Source organism: Stutzerimonas stutzeri, assembly GCF_000590475.1.
GTDB lineage: Bacteria > Pseudomonadota > Gammaproteobacteria > Pseudomonadales > Pseudomonadaceae > Stutzerimonas > Stutzerimonas stutzeri_D.
In genome coordinates, this window is the sequence record NZ_CP007441.1 from 973,693 (window position 1) to 990,260 (window position 16,568).

Here is a 16,568-nt window from a genome sequence, read left to right on the forward strand (position 1 = left end):
TAATAAAGCAAGCTCGGTTGCGAGCTCTGCCAACGCTCATTTTACAGCTCGTAAATCGCAATCTTCGGCTATCTGGCTCGCGGCGCTCGCCCTTCGGGCCGGCCTCTGCCTGTTACCTTTGGTCGTTGCGCCTTGCCTGATGTTTGCTCGCTACGTTTTTAACCGTCACGCCAGCGTTCGCGTGGCTGCCGATTTTAGTGTTAGTTGGTTTCCAGGCGACCTGGAGTCGGTACCGGTACGGGCTCGGCCGCATCGACGTCGCGCTGGATCTCTTCGAGCAGTGAACCGGGCTCGGGTGTTTCCGGCGCGGTGCGGGCTGGCGTCTCGCTGGCAGGGCGATCGGTACCGAGGATGGCTTCGTCGCGACTCACGCCGGGCTTGAAATCGCCAGCGAGGCCGGCCAATTGGTCGTTGGCATTGAATACCAGACTGACCCGTTCCTGCTGGCGCAGACTGCCGCCTGGCTGGATGCTGTAGAGGTAATCCCAGCGATTGGCGTGGAAAGTATCGGTGATCAGCGGGTTGCCCATGATAAACCGTACTTGCGAACGGGTCATTCCCGGACGTAACTGGTCTATCATGTCCTGCGTAACGACATTGCCCTGTTGAATATCGACCTTGTAAACCCCGGGGAATGAACAACCGGCGAGTGCGAACAGGCCCACAAGGGTGAGACTGGACAGCATGAGCTTGGTGTTTTGCATCGGTAGGTGACTTCCACTATCTTGGCTGGGCAAAGCCCGGATCATACCCGTATTGAAGGAGGCTGCGAAACAGCAGCAGCGAGAAAGCCAACCATGGTTGAAAATAGCGAACTACGCAAAGCTGGCCTCAAAGTAACCCTGCCGCGGGTCAAGATCCTGCAAATGCTGGATACCACCGATCAGCGCCATATGAGCGCCGAGGATGTCTATAAGGCATTGATGGAAGCCGGTGAGGATGTCGGCCTGGCGACGGTCTACCGTGTATTGACCCAATTCGAGGCGGCCGGCCTTGTGGTTCGGCACAATTTCGACGGTGGTCATGCAGTATTCGAACTGGCTGATAGCGGCCATCACGACCATATGGTCTGCGTCGACAGTGGCGATGTGATCGAGTTTTTCGATTCCGAGATCGAGATGCTTCAGAAAGAAATCGTCAAACGCCACGGTTACGAGCTGGTCGACCACAATCTGGTGCTCTATGTGCGCAAGAAGGCGGACTGACTAGCGGTACTGAAACAGAAAGGCGACCCGCGGGTCGCCTTTTTTTGTCTGCTTAAGAAGCCTGGGCCGAGCCTATCATCTGTCGGGCGTGGGCCAGGGCCTGCTCGGTCAGATCGACGCCGCCGAGCATCCGGGCGATTTCTTCTACTCTTTCGCTTCCTTCCAGGGCTGCCACCGCTGTGTGCGTCTCGTCACTGCCGCGGGCCTTGTGTACGAACAGATGATGATGCCCTTGCGCCGCCACCTGGGGCAGGTGAGTCACGGTAAGCACCTGGCCGCGCTCGCCGAGACGGCGCAGCAACTGCCCGACCACTTCGGCTGTCGGCCCGCCAATGCCGACGTCCACTTCGTCGAACACCAGTGTCGGGGTGCGCGAGGTCTGCGCGGTAATGACCTGGATCGCCAGACTGATTCGCGACAATTCACCCCCGGACGCAACTTTCGCCAGCGGGCGCAATGGTTGCCCTGGGTTGGCGCTGACAAGAAATTCCACCTGCTCCAGCCCGTGCGGCATCAAGTCGCCGGTGGGCGTGGGTTTGAGTACTACATTGAACTTGCCGCCAGGCATGCCCAATCGCTGTATCTCCGCTTCGACCGCGACCGCAAGAGACTCGGCCGCCTGCTGGCGAGCGCTGCTCAGCTCCTCGGCTTTTTCCTGGTAATGGCGCGTGTAGGCTTCAAGCTCTTCGCCCAGCTGCTCCAGCGCGTCATCGTCCGCATTCAGGCTTTCCAGCTCTTCGAACAGGCTCTGCTGCAAGCTCGGAAGCTCCTGTGGCTGCACTCGGTGTTTGCGCGCCAGGGTATAGATGCTGTCCAGGCGTTCTTCCAGGGCCTGCTGACGCTGCGGATCGGAATCGAAGTGGTCGAGGAAACGGTTCAGCTCGCCAACCGCTTCTTCCACTTGGATCTGCGCGCTGGAAAGGAGATTGACCGCTTCGCCGAGCGCTCCAGGTTGGTTCTGGAATCCGGTGAGGCGCTGCAGGCTCGAGGTAAGTGCCGATAACACGTTCCCTGCATCGCTCTCGCTACATAGGTCGATAACTTGGCGGCACGCACCGAGCAAATGCTCCGCATTGGCGAGATTCTTGTGCTCGTTTTCCAGCTGTTCCAGCTCGTTTTCGCCAAGGGCTAGGGTTTCCAGCTCTTCGAGCTGATAGCTCAGGAGTTGATGACGGGCGCGCTGCTCATCGCTGCTGTTGCTCAGGCGTTCGAGTGTTTGCCGAGTTTGGCGCCAGCGCTGCGCGGCCATGTGCACCTGGCGGGCCAGGTCCTGGCTGCCGCCGTATTCGTCGAGCAGACGTCGGTGGGTATCGAGCTTGAGCAAGGATTGGTGTTCATGCTGGCTATGAATGTCGATTAGCAATTCACCAAGTGCCTTCAAGTCGCCTTGCGGGCAGGGTGTGCCATTGATATAGCCGCGCGAGCGACCTTCGGCAGTGATCACGCGGCGGAGGATGCAAGGGCCGTCAGAGTCCAGATCGCGTTCGGACAGCCAAGCGCGTGCATCCGGGATGTCATCCAGGTCGAAGCTGGCAAGGATATCGGCCTTGTCTGCGCCGATGCGCACGACGCTGCTGTCGGCGCGGTCGCCCAGCGTCAGCCCCAAGGCGTCAAGCATGATCGACTTGCCGGCGCCGGTTTCGCCGCTGATCACGCTCATGCCTCGCTTCAGCTCGAGGTCGAGGTGCTCGACGATGGCGTAGTTTTGAACGGACAGATGAACCAGCATGGCGGGGCTCCCACTCGATGACTGGGTATTTATACAGTTATTCTGGCTGGTATCACAAGCGGCTCGATGCGGGCGGTATGTAAAGAAAGCGTGCTGCTAGATCGATAGCATGCCTTTGGCGGTGCTGATCTCATTGTCGCCCTTGAAGCCTGCATTGCCGCCCCCATATAGCCGCACAAGCGCGGGCCGACCGCTCGCTGAAGTATTGATGAGGAGGACCGCATGGCCGACGAGCAGAACTTGGAAAACCAGACCCCCGAAGAGAATGAAAGCGCGCAAGCCGAAGTCACCGAAGACCTCGCTGCCCGGGTGCAGTCCCTTGAGGAGCAGCTCGCGGCGGCGCAGGACCAGTCTCTACGTGTGGCCGCAGAGTTGCAGAACATTCGCCGCCGCGCCGAGCAGGACGTGGAAAAAGCGCACAAATTCGCACTGGAAAAATTTGCCGGCGATCTGCTGGCGGTGGCTGACAGTCTGGAGCGCGGGCTCGAACTGTCGAGCCCGGATGACGAAGCCGTCAAGCCAATGCGCGAAGGCGTCGAGCTGACCTTCAAACTGCTGCTCGATACCCTGGCGAGGCATCAATTGGTGCAGATGGATCCCCAAGGTGAGCCATTCAATCCTGAGCATCACCAGGCTATGGCCATGGAAGAAAGCACCCATGCCGAGCCGGGCAGCGTGCTCAAGGTATTCCAGAAGGGCTACCTGCTGAACGGTCGTCTGCTCCGTCCGGCAATGGTCGTTGTCAGCAAGGCGCCGGCAGAAACACCGCCTTCGATCGACGAGAAGGCTTGAATTTCGGCGACCGGCCCCCATCTGGTAGCCAAGCGTTTTTGTGTTACCGCAGCCGGTAAACAGGCGCGGATCAATCAAAGTTCGGAGAGAAGCATATGGGCAAGATTATCGGTATCGACCTGGGAACGACCAACTCCTGCGTCTCCATCCTGGAAAACGGCAAGGCCAAGGTGATCGAGAACGCCGAAGGCGGCCGCACCACCCCGTCGATCATCGCTTACGCGAATGATGGCGAAATTCTGGTCGGCCAGTCGGCCAAGCGCCAGGCTGTGACCAACCCTCATAACACCCTGTACGCAGTGAAGCGACTGATCGGCCGTCGTTTCGACGAAGACGTCGTGCAGAAAGACATTCAGATGGTCCCTTACAAGATCGTCAAGGCGGACAACAATGACGCCTGGGTAGAAGTCAGCGGCCAGAAAATGGCACCGCCGCAGATCTCTGCTGAAATCCTGAAAAAGATGAAGAAGACCGCCGAAGACTATCTTGGCGAGCCCGTGACCGAAGCGGTGATCACCGTTCCGGCCTACTTCAACGACAGCCAGCGCCAGGCTACAAAGGACGCCGGCCGTATTGCCGGTCTGGATGTCAAGCGCATCATCAACGAGCCGACCGCGGCTGCGCTCGCCTATGGCATGGACAAGGCCAAGGGCGACCATACCGTGATCGTCTATGACCTGGGTGGCGGTACCTTCGACGTGTCGGTCATCGAAATTGCCGAAGTTGACGGTGAGCACCAGTTCGAAGTGTTGGCCACCAACGGCGACACCTTCCTCGGCGGTGAGGACTTCGACATTCGCCTGATCGACTACCTCGTCGATGAATTCAAGAAAGAAACCGGCATGAACCTCAAGGGTGATCCGCTGGCCATGCAGCGCCTGAAGGAAGCCGCGGAGAAGGCCAAGATCGAGCTGTCCTCCAGCCAGCAGACCGACGTCAACCTGCCGTATATCACTGCAGACTCGACCGGTCCGAAGCACCTGAACGTGAAGATTTCCCGTGCCAAGCTCGAAGCGCTGGTCGAGGATCTGGTGCAGCGCACCATCGAGCCGTGCCGCATGGCGATGAAAGACGCCGGCATCGACGTCTCCAAGATCGACGACGTGATCCTCGTCGGTGGTCAGACCCGCATGCCGCTGGTGCAGCAGAAAGTTGCCGAGTTTTTTGGCAAGGAAGCGCGCAAGGACGTCAACCCAGACGAAGCAGTTGCCATGGGTGCCGCCATTCAGGGCGCCGTTCTGGCGGGTGACGTCAAGGACGTGCTGCTGCTCGACGTGTCGCCGTTGACCCTGGGTATCGAAACCATGGGCGGCGTGATGACCGCCCTGATCGAAAAGAACACCACCATCCCGACCAAGAAGTCGCAGGTGTTCTCGACCGCCGATGACAACCAGAGTGCCGTGACCATCCATGTGCTGCAGGGCGAGCGCAAGCAGGCGGCGCAGAACAAGTCGCTGGGCCGCTTCGACCTGGCCGAGATCCCGCCGGCTCCGCGTGGCGTGCCGCAGATCGAAGTCACCTTCGACATCGACGCCAACGGCATCCTGCATGTGTCGGCGAAGGACAAGGCCACTGGCAAGCATCAGTCCATCGTGATCAAGGCTAACTCGGGTCTGTCCGAGGAAGAAATCGAGCAAATGGTGCGAGACGCCGAGGCCAACGCCGAGGAAGACCGTAAGTTCGAGGAGCTGGTTACGGCGCGCAATCAGGGCGATCAGCTGGTCCATGCGACCCGCAAGATGCTGACCGAAGCCGGCGACAAAGCTACCGAGGAAGACAAGGCCGGTATCGAGAAGGCGATTGGCGAATTGGAAGTAGCCATCAAAGGCGACGACAAGGCCGAGATCGAAGCCAAGATCGCAGCGGTTTCCCAAGCCTCCACGCCGCTGGCGCAGAAGATGTACGCCGAGCAGCCTCAGGGCGGCGAAGGCGAGCAGGCTGCCGACAACGCGCAATCCGGTGACGACGTGGTTGACGCTGAGTTCGAAGAGGTCAAGGACAACAAGTAAGCTGCGGCTTATGACCTCCATGACCCGGGGCAAAGCAGCGACCGCGACCGTGGCCGCTGCCTTTCGCTCCAACCCGATGCGGTGATGCCGCGACGGGGGTGATCGCCGCGCGGGGGCTTGCTCCCGCGTCGGCGTGTCTGGAGGGTACGAATTGAAGGTTCAGGAAATTTATGGCCAAACGTGACTATTACGAAGTGCTGGGTGTCGAGCGTGGCGCCAGCGAGGCAGAGCTGAAAAAGGCTTATCGCCGCCTCGCGATGAAGCATCATCCGGACCGTAATCCCGGAGACAAAGCCGCCGAAGACGCGTTCAAGGAAGCCAATGAGGCTTACGAAGTGCTGTCTGATGCGAGCAAGCGTCAGGCCTATGACCAATACGGTCATGCCGGCGTCGATCCGCAGATGGGCGCTGGCGCGGGTGGCGCTTATGGCGGTGCCAACTTCTCCGACATTTTCGGCGATGTCTTCAGTGATTTCTTCACTGGCGCGCGCGGCAGTTCGCGCGGCGGTGCCCAGCGCGGCAGCGACCTGCGTTACACGCTGGAGCTGGATCTGGAAGAGGCTGTGCGCGGCACCACGGTGACCATTCGCGTGCCGACGCTGGTCGAGTGCAAAACCTGTGATGGCTCGGGTGCCAAGAAGGGTACCAGTCCGGTCACCTGTACGACCTGCGGTGGTATCGGTCAGGTGCGCATGCAGCAGGGCTTCTTCTCGGTGCAGCAGACCTGCCCGCGCTGTCATGGTAGCGGCAAGATGATTTCCGATCCCTGCGGCAGCTGCCATGGTCAGGGGCGGGTCGAAGAGCAGAAGACGCTGTCGGTCAAGGTGCCGCCAGGTGTCGACACCGGTGATCGCATCCGCCTAACCGGCGAAGGCGAGGCGGGCGCGCAGGGTGGTCCGGCAGGCGATCTCTACGTAGTCGTCAATGTGCGCGAGCATCCAATCTTCCAGCGCGACGGCAAGCATTTGTACTGCGAGGTACCGATCAGCTTCGCCGATGCAGCGCTCGGCGGTGAACTGGAAGTTCCGACGCTGGACGGCCGGGTCAAGCTGAAGATCCCCGAGGGGACCCAGACCGGCAAACAGTTCCGCCTGCGTGGCAAGGGTGTTGCGCCAGTTCGTGGCGGTGCCGCCGGTGATCTGCTATGCCGTGTCGCGGTGGAAACGCCGGTCAACCTGGGCAAGCGCCAGCGCGAGCTTCTCGATGAGTTCCGCAAGACATTGCAGAGCGACAGTTCCCATTCGCCCAAGGCCAGTGGCTGGTTCGAAGGTATGAAGCGCTTTTTCGGCGATCTTTAACTCAGTGGCAGGCTGCAGCTGGCGGGCTTATCTGCCGCCGCTGCAGCATGAGGCTTGTAGTGTGGAGCGGTTTCTATGCGACGTATAGCAGTGATGGGCGCCGCCGGGCGCATGGGTAAGACCCTGGTTGAGGCCGTCCAGCAGACGGGCGGCGTGGCAGGGCTCACCGCGGCGATCGATCGGCCCGACAGCACACTAGTCGGAGCGGATGCGGGGGAGCTGGCGGGCATTGGTCGCCTGGGGGTTCCGCTGATCGGTGACGCGGCAAAAGTGGCGGAAGAGTTCGATGTGTTGATCGACTTCACCCATCCTTCGGTGACACTGAAGAATTTGGAAGTGTGCCGTCGGGCGGGCAAGGCGATGGTGATCGGCACGACCGGCTTTTCGGCCGAGGAGAAGGAGAAGCTGGCAGCGGCGGCGAAGGATATCCCGATCGTATTCGCTGCCAACTTCAGCGTTGGGGTCAACCTCTGCCTCAAGCTGCTGGACACGGCGGCGCGGGTGCTCGGCGATGAGGTGGATATCGAGATCATCGAGGCGCATCACCGGCACAAGGTTGACGCGCCTTCCGGTACGGCGCTGCGCATGGGTGAGGTGGTTGCCGATGCACTCGGTCGCGATCTGCAGAAGGTGGCCGTCTATGGCCGCGAGGGTCAGACCGGAGCACGGGAGCGCGACACCATCGGCTTCGCTACCGTCCGCGCAGGCGATGTGGTCGGGGATCATACGGTGCTGTTCGCCGCCGAGGGTGAGCGCGTCGAGATTACGCATAAGGCTTCCAGTCGCATGACGTTCGCCCGGGGAGCAGTGCGCGCCGCATTGTGGCTGGAGCAGCAGCCGGCAGGACTGTACGACATGCAAGACGTGCTTGGGCTGCGTTGAAAAGGCTGTCGCTTGGCGTTCGGGCTGATTTCGGCTGGACCTGAAAAGGCGTTTTCTGTAAGCTTCCCGTTTTAGTGTGTCCACTAAAAGTTGCGCAGAAATGACTCAAATAAAAAGCGGGATGACCTTCACACGTCATCCCGCTTTTTTACAATCTGCGCCTGCTTCAGCCTTGATCTTTGGGAGGTCTCTTGACTAAGCCAGCCCTTGCGCCAGCCATTTTGGCCCTTGCCGATGGCAGTATCTTTCGCGGCGAATCCATCGGCGCCGACGGCCAAACTATCGGTGAGGTGGTGTTCAATACCGCCATGACCGGCTATCAGGAAATCCTCACCGATCCTTCCTATGCCAAGCAGATCGTCACCCTGACCTACCCGCACGTCGGCAATACCGGCACGACGCCTGAAGACGCCGAATCATGGAAGGTCTGGGCCGCGGGGCTTGTTATTCGTGACCTGCCGCTAATTTCGAGTAACTGGCGCGACAAGCAGCCGCTCCCCGACTACCTCAAGGCCAACGATACCGTCGCCATTGCCGGTATCGATACCCGTCGCCTGACCCGCATCCTTCGCGAGAAGGGCGCTCAAAATGGCTGCATCCTGGCCGGTGTCGATGCGACAGAAGAAAAGGCCCTGGAGCTGGCGCGCAGCTTCCCGGGCCTCAAGGGTATGGATCTGGCTAAGGAGGTCAGCGTCAAGGAGCGCTACGAGTGGCGCTCAAGCGTCTGGTGCCTGAGCGACGACGGCCACGCCGAAGTGCCGGCCAGCGAACTGCCGTATCACGTGGTCGCCTTCGATTATGGCGTGAAGTACAACATCCTGCGCATGCTGGTCGCACGTGGCTGCCGCATTACCGTATTGCCTGCGCAGACGCCTGCCAGCGAAGCCTTGGCGCTGATCCCGGACGGTATCTTCCTGGCCAACGGCCCGGGTGACCCCGAGCCATGCGACTACGCGATCAAGGCGATCCAGGACGTGCTCGAAACCGATATTCCGGTGTTCGGCATCTGCCTCGGCCATCAGTTGTTGGCGCTGGCCTCCGGTGCCAAGACCGTGAAGATGCCGAACGGCCATCACGGTGCGAACCATCCGGTGCAGGACTTGGACACCGGTGTGGTGATGATCACCAGCCAGAACCACGGTTTTGCCGTAGACGAGGCCAGCCTGCCGAGCAATCTACGCGCGACTCACAAGTCGCTGTTCGACGGCACTCTGCAAGGCATCGAGCGGACCGACAAGGTCGCCTTTAGCTTCCAGGGTCATCCCGAGGCGAGTCCCGGCCCGCATGACGTCGCGCCGCTGTTCGATCGCTTCATCGATGCCATGGCCAAGCGCCGTTAAGCCCGCCGAGCACAGAATTCGAGAGAGACCATGCCAAAACGTACAGATATCAAAAGCATCCTGATCCTCGGCGCGGGGCCTATCGTCATCGGTCAGGCCTGCGAGTTCGACTATTCCGGCGCTCAGGCCTGCAAGGCGCTGCGCGAGGAAGGGTTCCGCGTCATCCTGGTGAACTCCAATCCGGCCACCATCATGACCGACCCGGCCATGGCTGATGCGACCTACATCGAGCCGATCAAGTGGGCCACCGTGGCCAAGATCATCGAGAAGGAGCGTCCCGATGCGCTGCTGCCAACCATGGGTGGCCAGACGGCGCTGAATTGCGCGCTGGATCTGGAAAAGCATGGCGTGCTGGAGAAATTCGGCGTCGAGATGATCGGTGCCAACGCAGACACCATCGATAAGGCCGAAGATCGTTCGCGCTTTGACAAGGCGATGAAGAACATCGGTCTTGCGTGCCCGGTTTCCGGCATTGCCCACAACATGGACGAAGCCTACGGCGTGCTGGAAAAGGTCGGTTTTCCCTGCATTATCCGTCCGTCGTTCACTATGGGCGGCACCGGTGGCGGTATCGCCTACAACCGGGAAGAGTTCGAGGAAATCTGCGCCCGCGGTCTTGACCTGTCGCCGACCAGCGAGCTGCTGATCGACGAGTCGCTGATCGGCTGGAAGGAATACGAGATGGAGGTGGTCCGCGACAAGAAGGACAACTGCATCATCGTCTGCGCCATCGAGAACTTCGATCCGATGGGCGTGCACACCGGTGACTCCATCACCGTGGCGCCGGCCCAGACCCTGACGGACAAGGAATACCAGATCCTGCGTAACGCCTCGCTGGCAGTGCTGCGCGAGATCGGTGTGGAAACCGGCGGTTCCAACGTGCAGTTCGGCATCTGCCCGAACACCGGCCGCATGGTCGTGATCGAGATGAACCCGCGTGTATCACGTTCGTCGGCGCTGGCCTCCAAGGCCACCGGTTTCCCGATCGCCAAGATCGCGGCCAAGCTGGCAGTCGGTTATACCCTCGACGAGCTGCAGAACGACATTACTGGCGGCCGCACCCCGGCGTCCTTCGAGCCGGCGATCGACTACGTGGTCACCAAGATCCCGCGTTTCGCCTTCGAAAAATTCCCCAAGGCCGACGCGCGCCTGACTACTCAGATGAAGTCAGTCGGTGAAGTCATGGCTATCGGCCGTACGTTCCAGGAGTCGGTGCAGAAAGCGCTGCGCGGCCTGGAAGTCGGCGTGTCCGGATTCGATCCGAAGCTGGACTTGGCTGACCCGGAGAGCGAAAGCACGCTCAAGCGTGAGCTCACCGTGCCGGGCGCGGACCGCATCTGGTATCTGGCCGATGCGTTCCGCGCCGGCAAAAGTGTCGCCGAAGTTTTTGACCTGACACGTATCGACGAATGGTTCCTGGTGCAGATCGAAGATCTGATCAAGGATGAAGAGCGGATCAAGACCATGGGTCTGTCCAATATCGATCGCGACGTCATGTACAAGCTCAAGCGCAAGGGCTTCTCCGATGCGCGCCTGGCCAAGCTGCTCGGTGTGACCGAAAAGAATCTGCGCAATCATCGCCACAAGCTGAAGGTGCTGCCGGTCTACAAGCGCGTCGATACCTGCGCCGCCGAGTTCGCCACCGACACCGCCTACATGTACTCGACCTACGAGGAAGAGTGCGAGGCCAACCCGTCGAGCCGCGACAAGATCATGATTCTCGGCGGTGGCCCGAACCGCATTGGCCAAGGCATCGAATTCGACTACTGCTGCGTGCACGCGGCGCTGGCGATGCGTGACGACGGCTATGAGACCATCATGGTCAATTGCAACCCGGAAACCGTCTCCACCGACTATGACACCTCGGATCGCCTGTACTTCGAGCCGGTGACTCTGGAAGACGTGTTGGAAATCGTTCGTGTCGAACAGCCCAAGGGCGTCATCGTCCAGTACGGTGGCCAGACTCCGCTGAAACTGGCGCGTGCACTGGAGGAGGCCGGCGTGCCGATCATCGGGACCAGTCCCGACGCTATCGACCGTGCCGAAGACCGCGAGCGCTTCCAGCAGATGGTCGAGCGCCTGAACCTGCGTCAGCCGCCGAACGCGACGGCGCGCAGCGAAGAGGAAGCCTTGGCCGCATCCAAGGTCATCGGCTATCCGCTGGTGGTGCGCCCGTCCTACGTGCTGGGCGGCCGCGCGATGGAAATCGTCTATCAGGAAGAAGAGCTGCGCCGTTACATGCGCGAGGCGGTCAAGGTGTCCAACGACAGCCCGGTATTGCTCGACCACTTCCTCAACTGCGCCATCGAAGTTGACATCGACGCGGTATGCGACGGCGAGCAGGTGGTGATCGGCGCGATCATGCAGCATATTGAGCAGGCGGGCGTGCACTCCGGTGATTCGGCGTGCTCCCTGCCGCCTTACTCGCTGCCGGCGCATATCCAGGACGAGATCCGCGATCAGGTCAAGAAGATGGCGCTCGAGCTCGGCGTGGTCGGCCTGATGAACGTGCAGATGGCCGTACAGGGCGAGGATATTTTCGTCATCGAAGTGAATCCTCGTGCGTCGCGTACCGTTCCGTTCGTCTCCAAGTGCATCGGCGTTTCGCTGGCAATGATCGCCGCGCGCGTTATGGCGGGCAAGACGCTGGCCGAAGTTGGGCTGACCGAAGAAATCATCCCCAACTTCTACAGCGTCAAGGAAGCGGTATTCCCCTTCGCCAAGTTCCCAGGTGTGGACCCGATCCTCGGCCCGGAGATGAAGTCGACCGGCGAGGTGATGGGGGTGGGTGACAGCTTTGCCGAGGCCTTCGCCAAGGCGCAGCTCGGTGCCAGCGAAATCCTGCCGAACAGCGGTTGTGCCTTCATCAGCGTGCGCGACGATGACAAGCCGCATGTCGCGCAGGTGGCGCGGGACCTGATCGAGCTCGGTTTCGAGGTCGTCGGCACAGCCGGCACGGCCAAGATCATCGAGGCGGCCGGGTTGCCGGTGCGCCGGGTCAACAAGGTGACCGAAGGTCGTCCTCACGTCGTCGACATGATCAAGAATGACGAAGTGACTCTGATTATCAACACCACCGAGGGGCGTCAGTCCATTGCTGACTCCTACTCGATTCGTCGTAACGCCCTGCAACACAAGATCTGCTGCACCACCACGCTGGCGGGTGGCCAGGCGATCTGTGAGGCGCTCAAGTACGGTCCCGAGAAGACCGTGCGTCGCTTGCAGGATCTCCATGCAGGAATCAAGGCATGACTAAATACCCAATGACCGTCCAGGGCGCGCGCGCCCTGGAAGAAGAGCTCAAGCATCTCAAAACCGATCTGCGCCCACAGATCACCCAGGCTATCGCCGAAGCGCGCGAGCTGGGCGATCTCAAGGAAAATGCCGAATACCATGCCGCTCGCGAGCAGCAGGGTATGGTGGAAGCGCGTATTCGAGACATCGAGGGTCGTTTGCAAAACGCTCAAGTCATCGATGTGGCCAGCATTCCACATACTGGAAAGGTGATTTTTGGCACGACCGTGGACATTGTTAACGTCGAAACGGATGACACCGTGACCTACCAGATCGTGGGTGACGACGAGTCGGACATCAAGCGTGGCAAGCTATCGGTCAGTTCTCCGATCGCTCGCGCTTTGGTGGGCAAGGAAGAGGGCGACGTGGTAACGGTCAAGACGCCCAGCGGCGTGGTCGAATACGAGATCGTAGAGGTTCGCCATATCTGACCGTCGGCCAATGCGCGCAGGGGTGATCAGTTGGCAGCTGGCCCAGACATTCTGGGTCGGCGGCCTCTGGCTGCTGCAGTTCGTGATGCTACCAGCGCTGGCGAAAATTGGCTTGGCGCCGCTGCTGATCGAAGAGATCGCCGGCAGCTTGAGGCCCTTGCTGGTGGGCTTTGCCGCGTTCTGTGTAGTGCTTCAAGCGGTCGTGCTGATCCAGCTCAACGGCTTTCGCAGCTTATGGCAAGACCTGCGTGGGCAGCTGCTGTCATCGGTGCTGTTGCTTGCAACGAGCTATTTCGCGGTGCGGGTCGGATTCGTCGAATCGCCCTACTGGCTGGTGTTCAGTTACCTGGTGATGGGGTTGTGCGGATTGATTCTAGTGCTGCAGGTCGCTCCCGGGCGGGAGCGATAGCGGAAATTAGAGTGGGTTGTGAATGGCTCAGCCCTGAAATCGGTGCACATTCGAAAGCTGTTTGTTTACTTTTGGATTTTTGCGATAAATCAGCGCCATCTTGCCGATGGACTGCACCAGTTCGCAGCCACCGATTTTGCAGAGCTCTTCCATCATGGCGCGCCGATCATCGCGTTCGGTGATTCGCAGTTGTACTTTGATCAGTTCATGATCGCTCAAGGCGCGATCCAATTCGCCCTGGACACCTTCGGTCAGACCGTTTTCGGACACGATCAAAACCGGCTTCAAATGGTGGCCGATGGATTTGTACTGCTTCTTCTGCTCGTTAGTGAGCGGCATAATTCGACCCTTGCGTCAGAACTCTTGAAAATGGCGGCTAGTGTAACTGACACGCCCAGAGCCGCACAGATGAGGTATCAGCTTGGCACGTTCCAAGACCAGCCCGCGTTGGCTGAAAGAGCATTTCGACGATCCCTACGTGAAGATGGCGCAGCGCGACGGCTATCGCTCCCGGGCAAGCTACAAGCTGCTCGAGATTCAGGAGAAGGATCGCATCCTCCGGCCAGGCATGACTGTGGTCGACCTTGGCGCCGCGCCGGGCGGCTGGTCTCAGGTCACCAGCCGGGTGATTGGCGATCGTGGACGGCTGATCGCGTCCGACATTCTGCCGATGGATAGCATCGCCGATGTGACCTTCGTGTTGGGCGATTTCACCGAGGACGAGGTTTTTGCCGAAATCCTTCAAGCCATCGGAGAAACCCAAGTTGACCTTGTGATTTCCGATATGGCCCCCAATATGAGTGGAGTGAAGGTGGCTGACCAAGCGCGAGCGATGTTTCTCTGCGAATTGGCATTGGATCTGGCCATGCGGGTATTGCGTCCGGGTGGCGATTTTCTGATCAAGATTTTCCAGGGAGAAGGCTTCGATGCCTACCTGAAGGATGTACGCCAGAATTTCGACAAGGTGCAGATGCGTAAACCCTTGTCTTCACGGGATCGGTCGCGCGAGCAGTACCTGTTGGCCCGCGGCTATCGTGGCGATGGCAACGAGATGCACACGCTGCGGTCCTAGCTATAAGAAGGGAAATCCACGCGGGTGCCAACTGCCGGAATTACGGGCTAGCATCTTTCATATCGGGTTACAGACCAAGCTGCCCGTTCAGCGACGTTGTGTAGTAAGTTAGGCCGAGAGCGAGCATCGGTCGTCATGCAGGCTCCCGACAACAGGCCTGCTCTAGAGGGTAGTGAATTGAACGACATGGCGAAAAACCTGATCCTTTGGTTGATCATTGCCGCTGTCCTAGTGACGGTGATGAACAACTTTTCCAGCCCGACCGAGCCGCAGACGCTCAACTACTCGGATTTCATCGAGCAGGTGAAAGAAGGCCGTGTGGAGCGCGTGACCGTCGATGGTTATGTCATTACTGGCAAGCGCAGTGACGGTGAACCCTTCAAGACGATTCGTCCGGCGATTCAGGACAATGGCTTGATCGGCGACCTGATTAATAACGATGTGGTGATTGAGGGCAAGCAGCCAGAGCAGCAGAGCATCTGGACGCAGCTACTGGTCGCCAGTTTCCCGATATTGGTCATCATCGCGGTCTTCATGTTCTTTATGCGCCAGATGCAGGGCGGTGCAGGCGGCAAGGGTGGGCCGATGAGTTTCGGCAAGAGCAAGGCGCGCCTGCTCTCCGAAGATCAGGTCAAAACCACCTTTGCAGATGTGGCGGGTTGTGATGAGGCCAAGGAAGAAGTTACCGAACTGGTTGAATTTCTCCGCGATCCGGGGAAGTTTCAGCGCCTCGGTGGGCGGATTCCGCGCGGTGTGCTGATGGTGGGTTCCCCGGGTACCGGTAAGACGCTGCTGGCCAAGGCGGTCGCTGGCGAAGCCAAGGTCCCCTTCTTTACCATCTCGGGCTCCGACTTCGTCGAGATGTTCGTTGGTGTTGGCGCCAGCCGTGTGCGAGACATGTTCGAACAGGCTAAGAAGCACGCACCCTGCATCATCTTCATTGATGAGATCGATGCGGTCGGTCGTCATCGCGGCGCCGGGCTCGGTGGTGGGCATGACGAGCGCGAGCAGACGCTCAACCAGTTGCTCGTGGAGATGGACGGTTTCGAGATGAACGATGGCATCATCGTTATCGCCGCAACCAACCGTCCGGACGTCCTTGACCCCGCGTTGCTGCGTCCCGGTCGCTTTGACCGCCAGGTAGTGGTCGGGCTGCCGGATATCCGTGGTCGCGAACAGATTTTGAAAGTCCATATGCGCAAGGTTCCGCTTGGCGATAGCGTCGAGCCGGCATTGATCGCTCGCGGCACGCCCGGCTTCTCTGGTGCCGACCTGGCGAACCTGGTCAATGAAGCTTCTCTGTTCGCCGCGCGTGCCGGTAAGCGTGTGGTCGAAATGAAAGAGTTCGAGTTGGCGAAAGACAAGATCATGATGGGCGCCGAGCGCAAATCGATGGTCATGTCCGAGAAGGAGCGCCTCAATACGGCTTATCACGAAGCGGGCCATGCGATTGTCGGCCGTGTCGTGCCGGAGCACGATCCTGTGTACAAGGTTTCGATCATCCCGCGTGGTAGGGCGCTGGGTGTCACCATGTTCCTTCCCGAGGAGGACCGCTACAGTCTCTCCAAGCGTGCCTTGATCAGTCAGATCTGCTCGCTGTTCGGTGGTCGTATCGCCGAGGAAATGACCCTTGGTTTCGAGGGGGTTACGACCGGGGCGTCGAACGACATTATGCGCGCCACGCAGCTGGCTCGTAACATGGTCACTAAGTGGGGCTTGTCCGAAAAACTCGGTCCTCTGATGTACGCTGAAGAAGAGGGCGAGGTATTTCTTGGGCGAAGTGCCGGCAGCCAGCACACCAATGTCTCCGGTGATACCGCGAAGCTGATCGACCAAGAAGTCCGTAGCATCATTGATCATTGCTACGGTACGGCCAAGCAGATTCTGGCCGACAACCGTGACAAGCTCGACGTGATGGCCGAAACGCTGATGAAGTACGAAACGATCGATTCCGATCAGATCGACGACATCATGTCGGGCCGGACACCGCGCGAGCCGCGTGACTGGCAGGACGGTTCGGGGCCTACCGGAACGCCGGTGCAGCCCGAAGGCGGCCGTCCGCAGACGCCAATTGGTGGCCCTGCTGGCGAGCACTAAGCTAAGGCTG

Annotated in this window: 14 protein-coding genes; 11 read left to right on the forward strand and 3 right to left on the reverse strand. The window is 59.9% G+C overall.

Going from position 1 to position 16,568, the window contains the following annotated elements; all coding sequences use genetic code 11:
- Nucleotides 1–200 precede the first annotated feature (200 nt).
- Complete coding sequence (locus CH92_RS04465; protein ID WP_025240577.1) at nucleotides 201–704, reverse strand: outer membrane protein assembly factor BamE; 504 nt, start codon at nucleotides 702–704, stop codon at nucleotides 201–203.
- Nucleotides 705–797: 93 nt separating this feature from the next.
- On the opposite strand from CH92_RS04465, the gene fur reads away from it, so the two are divergent.
- The gene (fur, locus tag CH92_RS04470) at nucleotides 798–1,205 is read left to right on the forward strand and encodes a ferric iron uptake transcriptional regulator (protein WP_025240578.1); all 408 of its coding nucleotides are present in this window, start codon (nucleotides 798–800) and stop codon (nucleotides 1,203–1,205) included.
- 52 nt (nucleotides 1,206–1,257) lie between these two features.
- Here fur and recN read toward each other — a convergent pair whose 3' ends face one another.
- The gene (recN, locus tag CH92_RS04475) at nucleotides 1,258–2,934 is read right to left on the reverse strand and encodes a DNA repair protein RecN (RefSeq protein WP_025240579.1); all 1,677 of its coding nucleotides are present in this window, start codon (nucleotides 2,932–2,934) and stop codon (nucleotides 1,258–1,260) included.
- 222 nt (nucleotides 2,935–3,156) lie between these two features.
- Between recN and grpE the strand changes: the two genes are divergently transcribed.
- The 8 genes from grpE to CH92_RS04515 all read left to right on the forward strand — a co-directional run bounded on the left by grpE (nucleotide 3,157) and on the right by CH92_RS04515 (nucleotide 13,389).
- Nucleotides 3,157–3,726 carry a nucleotide exchange factor GrpE gene (gene grpE, locus CH92_RS04480; RefSeq protein ID WP_025240580.1) on the forward strand — a complete coding sequence of 190 codons (570 nt, stop codon included), beginning with the start codon at nucleotides 3,157–3,159 and terminating at the stop codon, nucleotides 3,724–3,726.
- A gap of 95 nt (nucleotides 3,727–3,821) precedes the next feature.
- Nucleotides 3,822–5,735 (forward strand): molecular chaperone DnaK, encoded by a 1,914-nt coding sequence (dnaK, locus tag CH92_RS04485; RefSeq protein ID WP_025240581.1) that lies wholly within the window; start codon nucleotides 3,822–3,824, stop codon nucleotides 5,733–5,735.
- Nucleotides 5,736–5,905: 170 nt separating this feature from the next.
- Nucleotides 5,906–7,033, forward strand: coding sequence for a molecular chaperone DnaJ (gene dnaJ, locus CH92_RS04490; RefSeq protein WP_025240582.1), 1,128 nt, complete (start codon nucleotides 5,906–5,908; stop codon nucleotides 7,031–7,033).
- A 75-nt stretch (nucleotides 7,034–7,108) separates the two neighbouring features.
- The gene (dapB, locus tag CH92_RS04495) at nucleotides 7,109–7,915 is read left to right on the forward strand and encodes a 4-hydroxy-tetrahydrodipicolinate reductase (protein ID WP_025240583.1); all 807 of its coding nucleotides are present in this window, start codon (nucleotides 7,109–7,111) and stop codon (nucleotides 7,913–7,915) included.
- Between the two features lie 191 nt (nucleotides 7,916–8,106).
- A complete protein-coding gene (gene carA / locus CH92_RS04500) occupies nucleotides 8,107–9,255 on the forward strand; it encodes a glutamine-hydrolyzing carbamoyl-phosphate synthase small subunit (protein WP_025240584.1) in 1,149 nt (382 codons plus the stop codon).
- A gap of 30 nt (nucleotides 9,256–9,285) precedes the next feature.
- Nucleotides 9,286–12,507, forward strand: coding sequence for a carbamoyl-phosphate synthase large subunit (gene carB, locus CH92_RS04505; protein WP_025240585.1), 3,222 nt, complete (start codon nucleotides 9,286–9,288; stop codon nucleotides 12,505–12,507).
- The gene (gene greA / locus CH92_RS04510) at nucleotides 12,504–12,980 is read left to right on the forward strand and encodes a transcription elongation factor GreA (RefSeq protein ID WP_025240586.1); all 477 of its coding nucleotides are present in this window, start codon (nucleotides 12,504–12,506) and stop codon (nucleotides 12,978–12,980) included. The genes carB and greA overlap by 4 nt, the downstream gene beginning before the upstream one ends.
- A gap of 10 nt (nucleotides 12,981–12,990) precedes the next feature.
- Nucleotides 12,991–13,389 (forward strand): hypothetical protein, encoded by a 399-nt coding sequence (locus CH92_RS04515; protein WP_025240587.1) that lies wholly within the window; start codon nucleotides 12,991–12,993, stop codon nucleotides 13,387–13,389.
- A gap of 27 nt (nucleotides 13,390–13,416) precedes the next feature.
- Here the strand turns inward: CH92_RS04515 and CH92_RS04520 are convergent, their stop codons facing one another.
- Entirely contained in the window at nucleotides 13,417–13,728 is a 312-nt protein-coding gene (locus CH92_RS04520; RefSeq protein ID WP_025240588.1) for a YhbY family RNA-binding protein, read from the reverse strand.
- 82 nt (nucleotides 13,729–13,810) lie between these two features.
- On the opposite strand from CH92_RS04520, the gene rlmE reads away from it, so the two are divergent.
- On the forward strand, nucleotides 13,811–14,461 hold the full coding sequence (rlmE, locus tag CH92_RS04525; protein WP_025240589.1) for a 23S rRNA (uridine(2552)-2'-O)-methyltransferase RlmE: 651 nt from the start codon (nucleotides 13,811–13,813) through the stop codon (nucleotides 14,459–14,461).
- Nucleotides 14,462–14,647: 186 nt separating this feature from the next.
- Nucleotides 14,648–16,558 carry an ATP-dependent zinc metalloprotease FtsH gene (ftsH, locus tag CH92_RS04530; RefSeq protein WP_038622820.1) on the forward strand — a complete coding sequence of 637 codons (1,911 nt, stop codon included), beginning with the start codon at nucleotides 14,648–14,650 and terminating at the stop codon, nucleotides 16,556–16,558.
- Nucleotides 16,559–16,568: the final 10 nt, after the last annotated feature.

Excerpts from the sequence above, each read along its gene's own strand:
- CH92_RS04520 (WP_025240588.1), bottom strand. The coding sequence starts at position 13,728 with ATGCCGCTCACTAACGAGCAGAAGAAGCAGTACAAATCCATCGGCCAC.
- CH92_RS04515 (WP_025240587.1), top strand. The coding sequence starts at position 12,991 with ATGCGCGCAGGGGTGATCAGTTGGCAGCTGGCCCAGACATTCTGGGTC.
- fur (WP_025240578.1), top strand. The coding sequence starts at position 798 with ATGGTTGAAAATAGCGAACTACGCAAAGCTGGCCTCAAAGTAACCCTG.
- dapB (WP_025240583.1), top strand. The coding sequence starts at position 7,109 with ATGCGACGTATAGCAGTGATGGGCGCCGCCGGGCGCATGGGTAAGACC.
- dnaJ (WP_025240582.1), top strand. The coding sequence starts at position 5,906 with ATGGCCAAACGTGACTATTACGAAGTGCTGGGTGTCGAGCGTGGCGCC.
- greA (WP_025240586.1), top strand. The coding sequence starts at position 12,504 with ATGACTAAATACCCAATGACCGTCCAGGGCGCGCGCGCCCTGGAAGAA.
- grpE (WP_025240580.1), top strand. The coding sequence starts at position 3,157 with ATGGCCGACGAGCAGAACTTGGAAAACCAGACCCCCGAAGAGAATGAA.
- dnaK (WP_025240581.1), top strand. The coding sequence starts at position 3,822 with ATGGGCAAGATTATCGGTATCGACCTGGGAACGACCAACTCCTGCGTC.
- ftsH (WP_038622820.1), top strand. The coding sequence starts at position 14,648 with ATGGCGAAAAACCTGATCCTTTGGTTGATCATTGCCGCTGTCCTAGTG.
- recN (WP_025240579.1), bottom strand. The coding sequence starts at position 2,934 with ATGCTGGTTCATCTGTCCGTTCAAAACTACGCCATCGTCGAGCACCTC.
- CH92_RS04465 (WP_025240577.1), bottom strand. The coding sequence starts at position 704 with ATGCAAAACACCAAGCTCATGCTGTCCAGTCTCACCCTTGTGGGCCTG.
- carB (WP_025240585.1), top strand. The coding sequence starts at position 9,286 with ATGCCAAAACGTACAGATATCAAAAGCATCCTGATCCTCGGCGCGGGG.